General features: G+C 37.8%; 14 protein-coding genes. 5 read left to right on the forward strand and 9 right to left on the reverse strand.

Going from position 1 to position 17,198, the window contains the following annotated elements; all coding sequences use genetic code 11:
• Window positions 1-9: 9 nt before the first annotated feature.
• From L1I30_RS02225 to L1I30_RS02245, 5 genes are all read right to left on the reverse strand, one after another.
• The gene (locus tag L1I30_RS02225; protein ID WP_236132618.1) at window positions 10-297 is read right to left on the reverse strand and encodes a FoF1 ATP synthase subunit delta/epsilon; all 288 of its coding nucleotides are present in this window, start codon (window positions 295-297) and stop codon (window positions 10-12) included.
• 74 nt (window positions 298-371) lie between these two features.
• A complete protein-coding gene (atpD, locus tag L1I30_RS02230; protein ID WP_236132619.1) occupies window positions 372-1,883 on the reverse strand; it encodes a F0F1 ATP synthase subunit beta in 1,512 nt (503 codons plus the stop codon).
• A gap of 298 nt (window positions 1,884-2,181) precedes the next feature.
• Entirely contained in the window at window positions 2,182-4,032 is a 1,851-nt protein-coding gene (glmS, locus tag L1I30_RS02235; RefSeq protein ID WP_236132620.1) for a glutamine--fructose-6-phosphate transaminase (isomerizing), read from the reverse strand.
• A gap of 3 nt (window positions 4,033-4,035) precedes the next feature.
• Window positions 4,036-5,586 (reverse strand): BamH family beta-barrel-assembly machinery protein, encoded by a 1,551-nt coding sequence (gene bamH, locus L1I30_RS02240; RefSeq protein WP_236132621.1) that lies wholly within the window; start codon window positions 5,584-5,586, stop codon window positions 4,036-4,038.
• Between the two features lie 14 nt (window positions 5,587-5,600).
• Window positions 5,601-6,413 (reverse strand): glycogen/starch synthase, encoded by an 813-nt coding sequence (locus tag L1I30_RS02245; protein ID WP_236132622.1) that lies wholly within the window; start codon window positions 6,411-6,413, stop codon window positions 5,601-5,603.
• 101 nt (window positions 6,414-6,514) lie between these two features.
• Between L1I30_RS02245 and panC the strand changes: the two genes are divergently transcribed.
• The 5 genes from panC to radA are packed head-to-tail and all read left to right on the forward strand — an operon-like array spanning window position 6,515 to window position 11,270.
• A complete protein-coding gene (gene panC / locus L1I30_RS02250; RefSeq protein ID WP_236132623.1) occupies window positions 6,515-7,366 on the forward strand; it encodes a pantoate--beta-alanine ligase in 852 nt (283 codons plus the stop codon).
• A 9-nt stretch (window positions 7,367-7,375) separates the two neighbouring features.
• Window positions 7,376-7,726 carry an aspartate 1-decarboxylase gene (gene panD / locus L1I30_RS02255; RefSeq protein ID WP_236132624.1) on the forward strand — a complete coding sequence of 117 codons (351 nt, stop codon included), beginning with the start codon at window positions 7,376-7,378 and terminating at the stop codon, window positions 7,724-7,726.
• 3 nt (window positions 7,727-7,729) lie between these two features.
• Window positions 7,730-8,695 (forward strand): lysylphosphatidylglycerol synthase transmembrane domain-containing protein, encoded by a 966-nt coding sequence (locus L1I30_RS02260; protein ID WP_236132625.1) that lies wholly within the window; start codon window positions 7,730-7,732, stop codon window positions 8,693-8,695.
• A gap of 35 nt (window positions 8,696-8,730) precedes the next feature.
• Window positions 8,731-9,879 (forward strand): alpha/beta hydrolase, encoded by a 1,149-nt coding sequence (locus tag L1I30_RS02265; protein WP_236132626.1) that lies wholly within the window; start codon window positions 8,731-8,733, stop codon window positions 9,877-9,879.
• A 26-nt stretch (window positions 9,880-9,905) separates the two neighbouring features.
• Window positions 9,906-11,270: a DNA repair protein RadA gene (radA, locus tag L1I30_RS02270; RefSeq protein WP_236132627.1), complete on the forward strand. Its 1,365-nt coding sequence runs from the start codon at window positions 9,906-9,908 to the stop codon at window positions 11,268-11,270.
• Window positions 11,271-11,289: 19 nt separating this feature from the next.
• On the opposite strand, the gene L1I30_RS02275 is transcribed toward radA, so the two are convergent.
• The 4 genes from L1I30_RS02275 to L1I30_RS02290 form a co-directional block, all read right to left on the reverse strand.
• A complete protein-coding gene (locus tag L1I30_RS02275; protein WP_236132628.1) occupies window positions 11,290-12,324 on the reverse strand; it encodes an aldo/keto reductase in 1,035 nt (344 codons plus the stop codon).
• A gap of 71 nt (window positions 12,325-12,395) precedes the next feature.
• Window positions 12,396-13,352, reverse strand: coding sequence for an OmpA/MotB family protein (locus L1I30_RS02280; protein ID WP_236132629.1), 957 nt, complete (start codon window positions 13,350-13,352; stop codon window positions 12,396-12,398).
• Between the two features lie 10 nt (window positions 13,353-13,362).
• Entirely contained in the window at window positions 13,363-14,133 is a 771-nt protein-coding gene (locus tag L1I30_RS02285; protein WP_236132630.1) for an exodeoxyribonuclease III, read from the reverse strand.
• A 65-nt stretch (window positions 14,134-14,198) separates the two neighbouring features.
• Window positions 14,199-17,168: a GEVED domain-containing protein gene (locus L1I30_RS02290; RefSeq protein WP_236132631.1), complete on the reverse strand. Its 2,970-nt coding sequence runs from the start codon at window positions 17,166-17,168 to the stop codon at window positions 14,199-14,201.
• Between the last annotated feature and the right edge of the window lie 30 nt (window positions 17,169-17,198).

Below are 17,198 nucleotides of genomic sequence, written 5' to 3' on the forward strand. Positions count from 1 at the left end.
ATTCAGTATTTAGTCTGCCAGAATAATGGCTTTATTAGCCTTCATTTCAAGAACTCCTCCTTTAATGTTATAGAATAACACATTATCAGATTCTTTTCTGAAGTCCCCGGAAAGCTTTTCCATCATTTCCTGACCCGCTGCAGTTAAATTGATCTTCACTTCACCTTTTACTAAAAGGGAAATTATAGGGGCGTGATTATTCAGCATTTGAAATTCCCCATCTATCCCGGGAACTTTCACAGCATCAACTTCAGCGCCAAACACAACTGCTTCAGGAGTAACAATTTCTAGATACATATTTTATAAGATATTCAGCATAGAGCATTTCTCCAGCTATTTAAACTTCCGGAGAAATACACCCTGCTTAATTTTTAAGATTCAGCCAACATTTTTTCTCCAGCTTCAATAGCTTCTTCAATGGTTCCTTTAAGGTTAAAGGCAGCTTCAGGAAGGTGGTCTAACTTACCATCCATAATCATGTTAAATCCTTTAATCGTATCCTTAATATCTACCAACACTCCTTTTAATCCTGTAAACTGTTCTGCAACATGGAAAGGCTGAGATAAGAAACGTTGTACACGTCTTGCTCTAGAAACCGCTTGTTTATCCTCTTCTGAAAGTTCTTCCATACCAAGGATAGCGATAATATCTTGTAATTCTTTATAACGTTGTAACAACTCTTTTACTCGTTGTGCGCAGTTGTAGTGATCTGCTCCAAGAATTTCTGCTGTAAGAATTCTTGAAGTTGAATCTAGAGGATCTACCGCAGGGTAAATACCAAGCTCGGCGATCTTTCTAGAAAGTACCGTTGTAGCATCTAAGTGAGCAAACGTTGTTGCCGGCGCCGGGTCAGTTAAATCATCCGCAGGCACATAAACCGCCTGTACAGATGTAATAGATCCATTTTTAGTAGAAGTAATACGTTCTTGCATTGCACCCATCTCTGTTGCCAAAGTTGGCTGGTATCCTACTGCAGAAGGCATACGCCCTAATAATGCAGATACTTCAGATCCTGCCTGGGTAAAACGGAAGATGTTATCTACGAAGAAAAGTACATCTTTTCCTTGTCCTTCTCCAGCTCCGTCACGGAAATATTCAGCTATAGTAAGTCCTGAAAGTGCAACACGTGCACGTGCTCCAGGTGGCTCATTCATTTGTCCGAACACGAAAGTTGCTTTCGAGTCTTTTAAAGCAGTTTTATCTACTTTAGAAAGATCCCATCCACCTTCTTCCATAGAGTGCATAAAATCGTCGCCATATTTTATAATTCCAGATTCCAACATTTCACGAAGTAAGTCGTTCCCCTCACGAGTTCTTTCTCCAACTCCTGCAAATACAGAAAGACCACCATGTCCTTTTGCAATGTTGTTAATTAATTCCTGGATTAATACGGTTTTACCAACTCCAGCTCCACCAAATAATCCAATTTTACCCCCTTTTGCATAAGGCTCGATCAAATCGATTACCTTGATACCGGTGAATAAAACCTCGGTAGAAACCGATAGGTCTTCAAATTTTGGCGCATCACGGTGAATTGGCAAACCAGCTTCACCTGCTTTAGGCAAATTATCCAATCCATCAATGGCATCTCCAATCACGTTGAACAAACGGCCATAAACATCTTTTCCAATTGGCATTTGAATAGGCGCTCCGGTAGCCACTACTTCCACACCTCTACTTAACCCATCGGTAGAGTCCATAGATACAGTTCTTACGGTATTCTCACCAATATGTGATTGTACTTCAAGAACCAAAATGGAACCATCCTTTCTGGTAATTTCCAAGGAATCGTAAATTTTTGGCAAATCAGCATTCTCGTCGTTGAAAACTACATCAACTACAGGGCCTATAATTTGTGCAACTTTACCTGTGATTTTAGACATTATCTAATTCTTTAATGTTAAATATTAAAATCTATAAAAACTTATTGCATAATTACTTATAAATAAGAATATAGCATAAGTCATTTTCAGGCTGCAAAGATAGTTTTTTCTTTATAATTTTCTACAGGCCCTTCCATAACTTTTTAAATGAATTTATTTTTCGGCTAAAAACAGACTTAAAATCTACTTAAAAGCTCTCAAAAGATTCACTCTCAGCCACCTCTTTCAACTTTACAAGAAACAAAAAAGCCCCTTCTAAATACAGAAAGAGCTTTTTTATATATTATAGGTATCGAATTTATTCCACGGTTACCGATTTAGCCAGGTTTCTAGGCTGATCGACATTTTTACCTAACATTACCGCGATATGATACGACAGTAATTGAAGTGGAATTGTCGTTAACAATGGAGTTAAAGACTCGATAGTTTCAGGAATTTCAATAACATAATCGGCAAGATCTCTCACTGCTTCATCTCCTTCAGTCACAATTCCGATGATTTTACCTTTTCTGGATTTTATCTCCTGAATGTTACTGACTACTTTTTCGTAATGACCTTTTTTAGTAGCTATAACAACTACAGGCATTTGCTCATCAATTAAAGCAATAGGACCATGCTTCATCTCTGCAGCAGGATAACCCTCAGCATGTATGTAGGAGATCTCCTTTAATTTCAAAGCTCCTTCTAAAGCTACCGGGAAATTATATCCTCTTCCTAAATATAGACAATTTGGAGCCTCCTTATATTTATCGGCAATAAGCTTGATGTGATCGTTCGCTTCAAGCACTTTACTGATCTTTGCCGGAATTCTATCCAATTCCTGTAAGTGATATCTAAAATCTGAATCTGAAATAGTCCCTCTATGCTTCGCTAATTTTAAAGCAATCATAGTAAGTACTGTAATTTGAGTGGTAAATGCTTTTGTTGAAGCCACTCCAATTTCCGGCCCCGCATGGGTATATGCACCTGCGTGCGATTCTCTGGAAATAGAAGACCCTACTACATTACATACCCCAAACACAAATGCTCCCTTTTCTTTTGCCAATTTTATAGCCGCCATAGTATCTGCAGTTTCTCCACTTTGAGAAATTGCTATAACAACATCATTTTCATAAATTATAGGATTACGGTACCTGAATTCGGAAGCGTATTCTACTTCCACAGGTATTCTCGCAAAATCTTCAAAAATATATTCAGCAACTAGACCGGCATGCCAAGAAGTACCGCAAGCCACTATTAAAATTCTTTTTGCGTTTGCTAAACGTTCGATATTATCATCTACACCAGCCATTCTCACAATACCTTCATTCACCAACATTCGCCCTCTATAGGTATCGATAATTGCATTTGGCTGCTCATAGATCTCTTTCAGCATAAAATGCTCGTAGCCACCTTTTTCAATTTGTTCCAGATTCAACTGAAGCTCCTGAACGTATGGATCTACTAAAGAGTCATCGTGTATTTTTCTTACTTTAATCTGTTTTTGAGTTCTCACAACAGCCATTTCTCCATCTTCAAGATAGATAGCGTTGCTGGTATATTCAATAAATGGAGAAGCATCAGAAGCTATAAAGAATTCATTCTCACCAATACCAATTGCCAAAGGACTTCCCAAACGCGCCACCACCAGCTCGTTTGGTTTTCTTTTATCAAAAACGGCAATAGCATAAGCACCAACCGATTGATTTAATGCAATTTGCACTGCTTTCCCAAGTTTCACTTTCTCATTAACCATAACGTCTTCAATCAGGTTTACCAATACTTCTGTATCGGTATCCGATTCGAACGTATAACCACGTTTAATTAATTCCTTTTTCAGGGTATCGTAATTCTCGATAATTCCGTTATGAATAATCACCAAATTCCCAGAATTAGAATAGTGAGGATGCGAATTCACATCATTAGGAACCCCATGAGTTGCCCAACGCGTATGACCAATCCCTACCGTTCCTTTGGTAGAAGTAGCTGTCTCTTCAAATTTGTCCTTTAAATCGGAAACTTTACCTTTTGTTTTACATAAATTAAGTTCTTCTCCATCATATAAAGCAATTCCGGCACTATCATACCCTCTGTATTCAAGGCGCTGAAGGCCTTTCAGAACGATAGAATATGCTTCTCTATGCCCAATATATCCAACTATTCCACACATATCTTAATTGTTTGTTTCTGTATAATAAATATTCAATTTCAGCCTTTTTGAAGAATCGGTGGCTAAATTACCATGAAGAACCGTTCCTTCAGGACTCATAACTGAAGCTCTTGGAACTCTGCTTATCCCATTTATCGGTGTTTTTAATGCCACATTAGCAACATCATTGATATTCTGAGTTACCACCAAACCTAATTTTACATTCTCTAAATCTTCATCATTCAGCAAATTACTTATATACTGTGTAATTTTTATCTTATAACTTACACCGTTCTCATCTTCATCTCTAACTAATCTCCCGGAATGGATTATTTTAGAATTCACCGGAGCGGCTGTATTCCCCGTCTGATCTATTTGATAATCAACCAATACAGTATTGGTTTCTAAATTGTACAAATAAATACGCTCCGGTTCTGAAACCCCTCCGTCAACTTCGTTTTTATTCACATAAAAAGTGAGGTTCGCTTCGTTTATCAACCAGTTTTTACTTCTCAATTCCTCTAATTCCGCTTCATCTTCAAAGAGTTTAATTACGGCTATGCTACCAGCTCCTCCCTTTAAGTAAAGATTTTCAGACCCAATAAGTGTATCAGCCTGAGCGATCTCTTCTTCAATTCCGGCAGGAAATTCTTCAGAAAAAGTATTAACTCTGTTTGGGCCTAAATTTATTTTATAAGATCCCTGAACACGTTCGGTTGAATCATCTTCAGGATCAGAACTATAAAATAAAGTAATGCCTGCATCGGCGTTCGACATGTCAAGCAATAGCATTTCCCCATTTTCATTAACAGGTGCCGCTTTAAAATACAGACCTCTTATAAAGTTTTTGAAATTGTTATTGTTTGAAAGTTCTGAAGAACCTTCTTTGTTGATAATGTTATCCTGAAAAAACTGAACAGGCAAGTTCACTCTTAGCCTTGGAGCTTTTCGAATAGTATCAGTCTCTCCCTCATCATTTTTCTCAAAATACACCACTTCCTGGGCTGAAGGTTTAAATGTTTCGTTAACGTACAACGGCTCTCCGATGAGATTATTTTCAAATAAACTGGCCTGATTAGAGTAATATTTCTGGCTGGTCTCAAAATTAGCTTCAGGATCAAAATCGTTTAAAAAATAATTCGACCTGGTAATAGACAATTTAAATGGAGCATCCCCAAAAATAGAATCTAACTGATAAACAGCATTTCCGCTTTCATCAGCTTCTAAAGCAGTGTTAAAATAGGGCAGAGTTAAGACCACACTATCCAAAATTGCATTTTCACCAAATTCGGGTGCAGCTGAAGACAAAGAAACCTGTGTCAGTATATTTGCAATTTGCTGCCCATATACTGGATCTTTATAAACTCCTAACAAATTAGATGATAGCGAGTTTGTTTGCACAGGGCCAAGTCTCTTGCTATAAGCCCTAACATTTGCCTGATAATTTGGCAAAGAATCCATTTCACCACCAATTAACTCACCTCCAATGGAGTTATAGTCGTCATCACAGGATATAAATGCTGAAACCAACAACAAGGTTATTGGTAGAAAGCGTAATTTTTTCAAAAATGTCATTCGGTATAAGTTACTTATTGTGGTAAAACTTTAGTAGTATAAAATTCTTGGTAGGCTGAAGAGAATTCCTCGGGGGTTTTATATCCTAAAACCGGCTGATCAACTTTTTCCAGATACTTGGTTAATTCAGTCGGGATATTATCGCCTCCAACAATTACCGCATCCGAATTATCAATTGCCGTTTTCATGATATTCACATAGTTTGGTTTTTTAAGATGCTTTACATCTTCTTCTTCCAATCCGTCAAAAAGAACCTTTTTATACATATTTTTATCTAACGTATCTTCAAAGCTTTGATTGTATACCGAAGTAACAATTTTCGCGCCAGAGAACAACGGCTCATTCCCGTAGTAATTTTTTAGATACAATGGCAATAATGAAGAAAGCCATCCATGAACATGTATAATATCTGGAGACCAGTTTAATTTTTTCACGGTTTCAATTACTCCTTTGGCAAAAAATATAGCTCTTTCATCATTGTCCGGGAACATATTCCCATCCTCATCGGTTAAAGTTGCCTTTCTTTTGAAATAATCTTCATTATCTATAAAGTAGACCTGCATGCGCTCTTTTGGGATAGAAGCAACTTTAATAATAAGTGGCATATCCAAATCATCAATCACCAAATTCATTCCAGATAATCTGATAACTTCATGTAATTGATGCCGCCTTTCATTGATATTTCCATAGCGCGGCATGAAAATTCTGATTTGACCTCCAAGGCCATTAACCATTCTGGCAGCTTCAAAAGACATAGATGATATATCGGTTTCAGGCAGGTAAGGTATAACTTCAGATGATACGTATAATATCCTCTTATCTCTCATAAGTATTTTGCTTTTGCGAATAAAAAACATGCAAAATTACAAAATTTTATGCAGTTTGCCAGTAATATATTAAGTTTGCACGTTGTTAATTTTATAATAAAATGCAGATTTTTAAAGAGAAAGGCGCCTTACAAAGCGTAATTACAGCTCTAAAAGAAGACAAATCGGTAATTGGATTTGTTCCAACAATGGGAGCTTTGCACGAAGGACACCTCTCGCTTGTAAAGCAGGCAGCCAATAGTTGCGACGTAGTGGTGGTGAGCATTTTTATAAATCCCACACAATTTGATAAAGATTCAGATCTAAAAAATTACCCCCGCACTTTAGAGTCTGATCTCAACCTCTTAAAGGAATTAAATCTAAATATTCTTGTATTTACCCCTAATGCCGAAGAGCTGTATGATGGGAAGATAACAGCAGAACATTTTGATTTTGATGGTATCGAATACGAAATGGAGGGAAAATACAGAACCGGTCATTTTGATGGAGTTGGGACCATCGTAAAAAAATTATTTGAGATCGTACAGCCTAATTTTGCATTTTTTGGGGAAAAGGACTTTCAGCAATTACAGATAATCAGAAAATTAACTCAAAAACACAAACTGCCAGTAGAGGTAGTAGGTTGCGAAATACAAAGAGAATCTAACGGCCTAGCAAGGAGTTCTAGAAATGAACGACTAAAGGCCGAAGAACGAGAAAATGCTTCGTTTATATACCAAATACTGAAAAAAGCCAATATGAAATTTGGCACAGAAAGTGCAAAAGAAATTAGCGAATGGGTGAAAAAAGAATTTCAAACGCACCCTTTTTTAAAATTGGAATATTTTGAAATTGCCAACAGCCACACGCTAAAAACGGTTATAGATAAAGAATCAGGAACTCCTTACCGCGCATTTATCGCTGCGTACGCCGGAGATGTTAGGCTTATAGATAATATGGCCTTGAATAATTAAATTTAGAATATGCAAATTCACGTAGTAAAGTCAAAGATCCACAGAGTAAAATGCACCGGTGCCGACCTAAATTATATAGGCAGTATTACTATTGACCAAGATTTAATGGACGCTGCAAATATTATTGAAGGAGAAAAGGTTCAAATTGTGAACAACAACAATGGAGAGCGGTTGGAAACCTACGCTATTCCCGGACCACGAAATTCTGGCGAGATCACTTTAAATGGTGCCGCAGCAAGAAGAGTTGCAAAAGGAGATATCCTTATATTAATTACCTATGCCATTATGGAACTTGAAGAAGCTAAAAAATTCAAGCCTGCTTTGGTATTTCCTAATGAGGAAAACAATCTTTTGAACTAGGTTTTGAAAAAAACCATCATAAAAATCTTAAAAATAATACTCCCACTCCTGTTGGGAGTTTTTTTGATCTGGTACTCCATAAAGAGCGCTACTCCTCTAGAGAGACAGGAATTGCTGCAAAATATTACACAGGCACATCCTGGTTATATTTTGTTATCAATGTTTTTTGGGTTGTTATCCCACCTTTCACGTGCTTATCGTTGGAAATATCTATTAGAACCCTTAGGCTATAAACCTAAATTTTTAAACAGCTTTATGGCTGTAATGGTGGCATATCTGGCAAACTTTGGCATTCCTAGATCGGGGGAGGTATTGCGGGCTGTCACAATTTCCAGTTACGAGAAAATTCCCTTCGAAAAAGCCTTTGGTACTATCATTTCAGAGCGTGTAGCCGATTTTATCATGCTACTATTAGTTATTGGTTTTGCAATGATTCTCCAAACAGAATATCTTCTCGGTTATTTTCAAGAGAATAACATCAACCCACTTTTCACCTTTGCGGCTTTATTAGGACTTTTAGTAATTGGAATTCTTATACTTCAACAAATAAAAAGGTCGAAAAAAGGCTTCATGCTTAAGGTCAAAGTATTTGCCAAAGGTTTGTTAGAAGGAATGCGCAGCATATTTAAAATGAAGCATAAAACAGCATTTTTACTGCACACCTTATTTATTTGGGTGATGTATTTAGCGATGTTCTACGTGCTAATCTATACTGTCCCCGAAACTGCTTCCCTGCCTTTTGGTGTGGTTATGCTTGCATTTGTTGTGGGTTCCTTTGCAATTTCAGCCACCAATGGTGGAATTGGAGTTTATCCTGTAGCAATTGGCGCTAGTTTGGTGCTTTTTGGGATTAACAAACAAGGTGGAGAAGCATTTGGATGGATCACGTGGGGCTCACAAACCCTTATGATAGTTGTTATTGGAGGCTTATCCTTTCTTTTTCTTCCCATTTTAAACCGTCAAAAATAATACCTACCTTGTGTATAGTCTACAAATCATAACCTATGCACAAAAAATTATTCTTGCTACTGGCATTAATAGCACCCAGTATTCTCTTATCTCAAACCATTTACAAGAGTTTTAACTCTAATAAAATGGGAGGCGAACGACAGTTAAAGATTCAACTTCCACGAAATTATGAACAGAATAAAGACAAATCTTACCCAGTACTAATTGTACTGGATGGCGATTATTTGTTTGAACCTGTAGCCGGAAACGTTGATTACTACTCTTATTGGGAAGATATTCCAGAAATGGTAGTCGTTGGAATCAATCAAGATAGAACTAGAAATAGCGATGCTCTTTACGATAAGGAAACATTTCTGCCAACAGAAAGCGGCGCAGCATTCTTCGAATTTATAGGTATGGAATTAATGCCTTTTTTAGATACCAATTACAGAACTGCACCCTTCAGAGTTATAATTGGTCATGACTACACCTCCAATTTCATCAACTATTATCTATTAAAAGAAAACCCATTATTCAAAGGTTATATCAACTTAAGCCCAGATCTTGCCCCAGAAATGGCTAATAGAATTGTGACATCACTTTCAAAAGCTGAGTCGCCGGTATGGTTTTACATGGCAACCTCATCTGAGGACATCCCTAGTTTAAAGGAACGAATAATTGATTTCGATATAAAATTAAAGCAGATAGATAATAAGAACATTCATTATAATTTCAATAATTTTGATGCTTCAACTCATTACACACTAGTAGGAAATGCAATCCCGAAGGCAATCGAAAATATTTTTGAAGTTTACAGGCCAATTTCCATGAACGAGTACAATCGAGTGCTTTTACAAACCTCGGTTTCGCCTTATGAATATTTAGTTGAAAAATATGAAAAAATAGATGACCTTTTTATGCTGGAAAAACAGGTTAGACTAAATGATTTTATGGCTGTTTATAATGCGATTGAAAAAACAGAACGTTATGACGAGCTACACGATCTATCTAAATTAGCAGAAAAACACTATCCTAAAACCATGCTTGCCACCTATTTTGAAGCTAGATATGATGAAGAAATGGGAAATCCGAGACAAGCTATGAAAAGCTATCAAAAAGCCTACGGCCAAGAACCTATTGCTTTTATTACTATAGATTTCATGTTGGATAAGGCACAAAAAATTAAAGACGATTTCGGTTATTAATCACCGACACACCCTACAATACTATTATGGCTAAAACAAAAACCACTTTCTACTGTCAAAACTGCGGTGCGCAACACTCAAAATGGCAAGGACAATGTTCTTCCTGTAAAGAATGGAACACCTTAGTAGAAGAAGTTGTTCAAAAGCCAGATCAAAAAGATTGGAAACCACAAGTACAACGCGAAGTAAAGCGAACAGCCAAACCTTTAAAGATCGCTGAAATAGAGGTATCAAAGATGCCCCGCCTGAATACCAATAACGGGGAACTAAACAGGGTGTTAGGTGGAGGAATTGTCCCAGGCTCACTCACGCTTTTGGGTGGAGAACCGGGAATTGGAAAGAGTACACTATTGCTACAAATCTCCCTTCATTTACAACAAAAAACTTTATACGTTTCCGGGGAAGAAAGTCAGCAGCAAATAAAAATGCGCGCAGAACGCATCAACCCTATTTCTGCAAACTGTTATATTCTAACCGAAACAAAGACTCAAAACATATTTCGTCAAATAGAAGAATTGCAACCGGAAATAGTGATCATCGATTCCATTCAAACCCTACACAGCGATTATATAGAAAGTTCTGCCGGAAGTATTTCACAAATTAGAGAATGTACCTCTGAACTTATAAAATACGCCAAAGAAACAGGGGTTCCCGTTATTTTAATTGGACATATCACCAAAGAAGGTAGTATTGCGGGACCTAAGATTCTTGAGCATATGGTAGATACCGTGCTTCAATTTGAAGGAGACAGGAATCATGTGTATAGAATTTTAAGAGCTCATAAAAATCGATTTGGCTCTACGCATGAAATTGGAATCTACGAAATGCTTGGCAGCGGACTTCGGGAAGTGGCGAACCCTTCTGAAATTTTAATCTCTAAAAACGAGGAAGGCTTAAGCGGGACTGCTATAGCAGCCACTTTAGAAGGAATGCGACCGTTGATGATCGAAATTCAGGCATTGGTAAGTTCAGCAGTGTATGGAACACCTCAACGTTCAACTACCGGGTATAATGCTAAAAGATTGAATATGCTCTTGGCAGTTCTTGAAAAACGAGCCGGATTTCGACTGGGCGCAAAAGATGTCTTCCTGAATGTTACCGGTGGGATCTCGGTAGACGATCCCGCAATAGATCTTGCTGTAATTGCCGCAATTTTATCTTCCAATGAAGACATGCCGATTGAAAAGGATATTTGCTTTGCCGCAGAAGTGGGACTTGCGGGAGAAATACGCCCCATTACCCGTGCAGAACAACGCATTATAGAAGCTGAGAAACTCGGTTTTGCAACTATCATGATCTCCAATCAAACTAAGCTGCCAAAAGCAAATTATGCCATTAAAATAGAAAAAGTAGCCAGAATAGAAGATGTAGTAAATTTTCTATTTGGCTAACTTTTAATTTTATAAGCAATTATGGTGCAGGATTCGGTATAGATTCGTGCACCTCATTGATCTCTGCAATAAGCTCTTCTGAAAGCTCAATATTGATACTTTCAATATTCTCTGAAAGCTGCTCCATTGAAGTAGCTCCTATAATAGTACTTGTAACGAAATCTTGTTTTTCAATAAAAGCCAAAGCCATTTGCACAGGGCTTATACCGTGTTTTTCGGCCAATTTGCAATAGCGAATGGTCGCTTCAGTAGATCTTTCATTTGAATACCTCCCGTACTGAGGGAATAAAGTAAGTCGCGCATTTTCAGGCTGAGCTTTAAGGTATTTTCCACTTAACACTCCCATTCCAATTGGAGAATATGGTAGTAAGCCCACATTTTCACGATGGTAGATCTCGGTAAGACCAATTTCATCTTTTCTATTTAATAAACTATATGGGTTTTGCACAGTGCTCACTTTTGGGGCCCCGTGCCTGGCCTCCTCCACGCAACGCATCAACCCAAATGGCGACTCATTTGAAAGTCCGATCTGGCGAATCTTCCCTTCTTTAATAAATTCATCTAAATTGAAAAGCACCTCTTTGAAATTATCATCCCACTCTTCGGAAGGGTCTCTTTGATAACCGCGTTTTCCGAAAAAATTTGAATTTCTCTCGGGCCAGTGCAATTGGTACAAATCGATATAATCTGTTTGCAACCTCTTTAAACTTCCATTAATGGCATCGGTTAAAGCAGCTTTGCTAAAGCCAAGATTAGGGCGAATATGTTCTGTAGCCTTTCCGGGACCCGCAATTTTAGAAGCTAATACCACCTCATCTCTTCTTCCCGTTTTCTTGAACCAGCTTCCAATAATCTTTTCGGTACTACCCTGAGTTTCTTTACTTGCAGGAATAGAGTACATCTCTGCCGTATCTATAAAATTCACCCCTTTATCTAGAGCATATTCAATTTGCTGATGTCCTTCTTCTTCAGTATTCTGCTGTCCCCAAGTCATGGAACCTAAACATATTTTACTGACTTTTATATTCGTATTTGGGAGATTGGTATATTTCATATTAATTATTTGTTAGTCGAAAAGCTTTGAAGCCATCAACTTAAATGTTTTTAAATATTCTTAAATCGGAATTAATCAATTTCGTTAAGCATTTGACTTATCTCATCTAACTTAGGAGTTAAGATCACTTCGATCCTTCTATTTTTTGCCTTACCTTCAGCAGTGGTATTGGATGCAATTGGAGCATATTCTCCACGACCCGCAGCGGTAAGGTTTTGAGCATCTATTCCTTTATTTTCTCTAAGAATCTGCACTATGGAGGTAGCTCGTTTTGTTGAAAGATCCCAGTTATCTTCCAACTGCCCTTTCCCACCATACGGCACATTATCGGTATGCCCTTCAATTAGCACTGCAATATCAGAATTTTTAGCCAGGACCTGTCCCAACTGCTCAACGGCCTTTCTACCCTCACTATTTACAGCCCAACTTCCAGAGCTGAATAAAAGTTTATTCTCCATAGAAACATACACTTTTCCATTGCGCTGCTCTACGGTTAGGCCTTTCCCTTCAAAATTGGTCAAGGCATTAGAAACTGCTGTTTTAAGAGCATTCATTTTAGCATCTTTTGCCGCTATTAAACTCTCCAGCTCATCTATTCTTTTTGATCTTGAAGCCAGATCTCGTTGTAGTTTTTCTAACCGTGCTTGTTCAGTTGCCAACTTTTTCTCCTTTTCCTCCAATTCTGCAAGCAATTGTCTGTTTCGTTTTGAATTTTCAGCTAAGGCTGAAGAACTATTGGCTTCTAAGGCATCAAATGAATTCTTTAAACTTCCGTATTTTTCTGAAGTATCTTCATAATTTGCTTTAAGCTGATCGTAATTAGCTTTTAAACCATTATAATTTTCCTGTAATGCTGTCAATTCTTGATTACTCTTAGCTTTATAATCCCTAAGATCATCGGTTAGCTTTTGATTCTTTGAAATAGCAGCATCATACTGCGAATGTAAATCATCATAGACTTTTGAAGATACGCAGGATGAAAATGTTAGACCTAATAAAAGACCTAATGCAAGCACTTTTTTGGACATGGTTCTATATTTAATAGTTACTTTCAATTTCTACCAGAACAGGGCAATGATCGCTATGTTTGGCTTCAGGGAGAATTACAGCGCGCTTCAACTTCTCCTCTAAGGGCTGAGACACAAGATTATAATCAATTCTCCATCCTTTATTATTCTCTCTGGAATTCGCCCTATAGCTCCACCAGGAATAATGGTCTGGCTCCTTATTGAAATGACGGAAAGAATCTACAAATCCACTTTTCATGAATCCATCTATCCATTCCCTTTCCACAGGTAAAAATCCTGAGGTATTTTTAAGGCGAACCGGATCATGGATGTCTATAGCTTCGTGACAAATATTATAATCTCCGCAAATTATAAGATGGGGAATATCTTTTTTCAATCTGTCTATATATGTCTGAAAATCTGCCATATATTGAAGTTTATGTTCAAGTCTATTGATATTGGTGCCCGACGGGAGATACAGACTTATAACTGAAAACCCGTCAAAATCGGCACGAATATTTCGACCTTCAAAATCCATATAACCTATCCCAGTTCCATATTGAACATTTTCAGGTTTATGCTTGCTTAAGATAGCTACTCCGCTATAACCCTTTTTTTGGGCAGAATACCAATAAGAATAAGGGTAGCCAGCTTCTTCAAAAAGCTTTAAATCCAACTGATCTTCATTTGCTTTGATCTCTTGTAAGCATATAACATCGGGATTTGCCTGTGTAAGCCATTCTAAAAAACCTTTACGAATGGCAGCTCTAATTCCATTGACATTGTAAGAAATAATCTTCATTCTCTAATTTTATTTGACCAAAATTAAGAATTCGTATCTATCCTTAATTGGTTATAATTCATTATTTATTTTACGATAAAGCGCTTAACCACGCCTACTTTTCGAGTTCCAATTCTAAGTAGATATACTCCTGATGCGCCATAAGACATATCGAAGTTGTATTCATACCCATTCCCATTATTGTCTACCATATTCTCTAACATTTTCTGCCCAAGAATATTGTGCACAGTTACCCGTAAACGTTGGTCGAATTGTGTTTCCAGAAATGCTGTGAAGAGACCATCCCTTTGATCGGATATTAAGAGATTTGCTTCATTTAAAAGAAAATCATCTAACGAAAGTGTGCTGTCTGTAATTCGTACAGAATAATCATGTGTAGTTCCATACTGCATTACACTACAGGGGTTGTTAAGTTCTCCATCAAAAGAAGTGTCTCCCGCTCGAATTCTAAGCAAATGCTGCCCTAAAGGCGCCTCTTCTTGTAAGCTGAAGTCATAGGAATAGGCAGTATTACCTGAAGGTATTGTTTGTCGGGATATCAATAATTCATCATCGTCAAAAACTCCGTTATCATTTAAATCTATCCACATCGAGAACTTTTCATCATCTGAAGAATCGAATAATGTTTTTACTGTGACAGTAAATGTTCCCTTTGATCTATCCAAATCTGTAGAAAAACCTATAAAATCGGCATATCCATTCGTGCACGGAATTCTTTCATTTAATATATCTCCCAGCTCAAAATAAGAGATCCCATCACCAAAGGAATCGCAATCGGATCCTTCCGGAATACAATTTAAATTAGCAACCGATTTAGTTTTTGCATCGTTTGCCGGATCTCCATCCCCCTCTAAATTTGTTTCTGAATAAATGGTATATCTTCCAAATCGTGATAAATTTACTTTACTGGAAAAAGTATGAACAGCATTCTCTCCCACTCCTATAGTACCAGGGTAAATTTCACTTACCTCCCTGTTATTTCCAAGCCTGTAGATAACCGGAATATTGGATTGTGGCTCCCCTCCAAAATTCTCTATGGTTACAGTGACATCTTCTGCGGAAGATAAAGTTAATCCGGTATATGGCGAATCTATAGACGTTATACCCACATCTTTTGGGAATAAATTCTTCACATTTACAGTTAAAGCATCATTTTCAGAATTTTGATCGCCTTCTAAGTTGGTTGTTATAATAAACTCATATAACTGACCAACAACCGATAGATTAGAGGGTGTAGAAAAAGTGAAATCTACTGAGGTTGTTCCCGCAACACTCCCAGTAAAGGTTTCTGTAACAGTTTGCCCGCCATTAACACTATAACTTACAGGGAAATTAGACTGAGTGGCTTCTCCAAAATTCCTAATGGTCACTGTAACAGCTTCAGATGATCCTAAAGTGGAGCTTACGGGATCTACTAAGGCTATTATACCTACATCATTGGCAACATCGGCTGCTAGTTTAAAAACTCCAACCTTATTTTTTCTGTTTGGCGCTTCAAAATATTCTCCATTATGCCAAAAGCTGATATCATCGGCAGGGTCTACAGTTAAATGTGCATAATCACCATATCTCGAGGAAGGGTCAGGGCTTCTGCCTTCTACAATAGTAGATTCTTTTACAGTCATAAGCCCTAACGGGTCGTTGGAATATCGACCTGTGTAACGCAGGGAGGGAAATATGGGAGTTTCAGGACTATCGTCCAACACTGTAAACGCCAAGCCAATATTTCCATTCTTATCCATTCCCATACTTCCGCTGAATCTATCGCTTTTATCAGGAGCATACGTACCTTCCTGATATACGCTCCATGCTCCACCGTTTCTATCTTGCCGTAATTCGTACCATCGTATTCCGGCATGTTCGGCAGCGGTTGGATCTATATCTACTACAAAATTCATTACTGCCGAGTTATAGCCCGGAAACCTTCTATACTGAGTCATGTACATCATGGTAGCTTGTAAAACATCCAGATCTGGAGCCTCCCCAGGCTGCGATAAATTAGAAAATGCACCTCCATCAAAAGTGGCAATAAAAGGACTTACACCACTTGCAGGTCCTAACTCCTGAGACTCAGCAATGGTAGAATTTGCCGGCACATTCCAGTCTACATTTATATTCCATATTTTTAAATGGTCTTCAGACACCCCAGCCCACGCATCATCTTGCATGAAAACAATTGGAGAATTTCCCTTTGGAGGTATTTCTCCACCCATAGCATGAAAACCTGCAGGACTATAAAATCCATTTGTATTTATACCGGGAAGCGGAAAAGACACCACCTTAGCGGTGGCTCCCGTTAACATTTTATCTCTTTCAAAAACATATACTACCTGACTGGTACTGGCCGTATTTGAATTTTTATTGGTGGTTACATAATAGCCATCGCTCCAAACAGAAATCTTTGGATAATCTGGTAAAGCCCCACCCGTAGGAAATCTATACGTATTCCAGCCATCATTCACCGGATCGGACCCTTTTGAGACTGCCACTAAAAAACTCTCCGGTGTATCACTAAATTGGGTTATAAGAAACCTATCTGCAAATTCATCATATAAAATAATTGGGTCTCCTAAAGTTTCATTAGAAAATTCTCCACCAATACTAGCTAAGGAAGCAGGAGGCGAGACCTGATTTCCATTTTTATCAAATATTGAAAATGCAGAGTTCCAGCCATTAACGTAATGATTTGGCCCGGCCGCCCCGGTAGGATCGGTAGGAGTGGAACGAGAAGTTGCTGCATCAAAAGTTAATTTTGGTTCCTTTACAGGAAGTTTTCCGAATTCTTTTTGACGAGTTTTATCTAAGGCCTTGGGCAAGCCTTTCCCAGGAACAACTTTATTAATTCCACGATTTCTGGGATTAAACAATTTATATTCTGAAGAAGGGGCCTTTAGCTTTCTTTTACTAATTGCTGAAACCTCTACTGCTTTTGCAGAATCTATATAAACCGGTCCCGAAATTTCTCTTTTTTGAGCTGTAGCCTGAAAAGAGGCCAAGAATAACATCAGGCTTAAAATAGGTACTATTTTAATCATATTTTTCAATAAAAAAGCAAATCGCCATTA

This window comes from Gillisia lutea (genome assembly GCF_021568705.1).
In the GTDB taxonomy this organism is placed as follows: Bacteria; Bacteroidota; Bacteroidia; order Flavobacteriales; family Flavobacteriaceae; genus Gillisia; species Gillisia lutea.

Excerpts from the sequence above, each read along its gene's own strand:
- L1I30_RS02225 (WP_236132618.1), bottom strand. The coding sequence starts at position 297 with ATGTATCTAGAAATTGTTACTCCTGAAGCAGTTGTGTTTGGCGCTGAA.
- atpD (WP_236132619.1), bottom strand. The coding sequence starts at position 1,883 with ATGTCTAAAATCACAGGTAAAGTTGCACAAATTATAGGCCCTGTAGTT.
- glmS (WP_236132620.1), bottom strand. The coding sequence starts at position 4,032 with ATGTGTGGAATAGTTGGATATATTGGGCATAGAGAAGCATATTCTATC.
- bamH (WP_236132621.1), bottom strand. The coding sequence starts at position 5,586 with ATGACATTTTTGAAAAAATTACGCTTTCTACCAATAACCTTGTTGTTG.
- L1I30_RS02245 (WP_236132622.1), bottom strand. The coding sequence starts at position 6,413 with ATGAGAGATAAGAGGATATTATACGTATCATCTGAAGTTATACCTTAC.
- panC (WP_236132623.1), top strand. The coding sequence starts at position 6,515 with ATGCAGATTTTTAAAGAGAAAGGCGCCTTACAAAGCGTAATTACAGCT.
- panD (WP_236132624.1), top strand. The coding sequence starts at position 7,376 with ATGCAAATTCACGTAGTAAAGTCAAAGATCCACAGAGTAAAATGCACC.
- L1I30_RS02265 (WP_236132626.1), top strand. The coding sequence starts at position 8,731 with ATGCACAAAAAATTATTCTTGCTACTGGCATTAATAGCACCCAGTATT.
- radA (WP_236132627.1), top strand. The coding sequence starts at position 9,906 with ATGGCTAAAACAAAAACCACTTTCTACTGTCAAAACTGCGGTGCGCAA.
- L1I30_RS02275 (WP_236132628.1), bottom strand. The coding sequence starts at position 12,324 with ATGAAATATACCAATCTCCCAAATACGAATATAAAAGTCAGTAAAATA.
- L1I30_RS02280 (WP_236132629.1), bottom strand. The coding sequence starts at position 13,352 with ATGTCCAAAAAAGTGCTTGCATTAGGTCTTTTATTAGGTCTAACATTT.
- L1I30_RS02285 (WP_236132630.1), bottom strand. The coding sequence starts at position 14,133 with ATGAAGATTATTTCTTACAATGTCAATGGAATTAGAGCTGCCATTCGT.
- L1I30_RS02290 (WP_236132631.1), bottom strand. The coding sequence starts at position 17,168 with ATGATTAAAATAGTACCTATTTTAAGCCTGATGTTATTCTTGGCCTCT.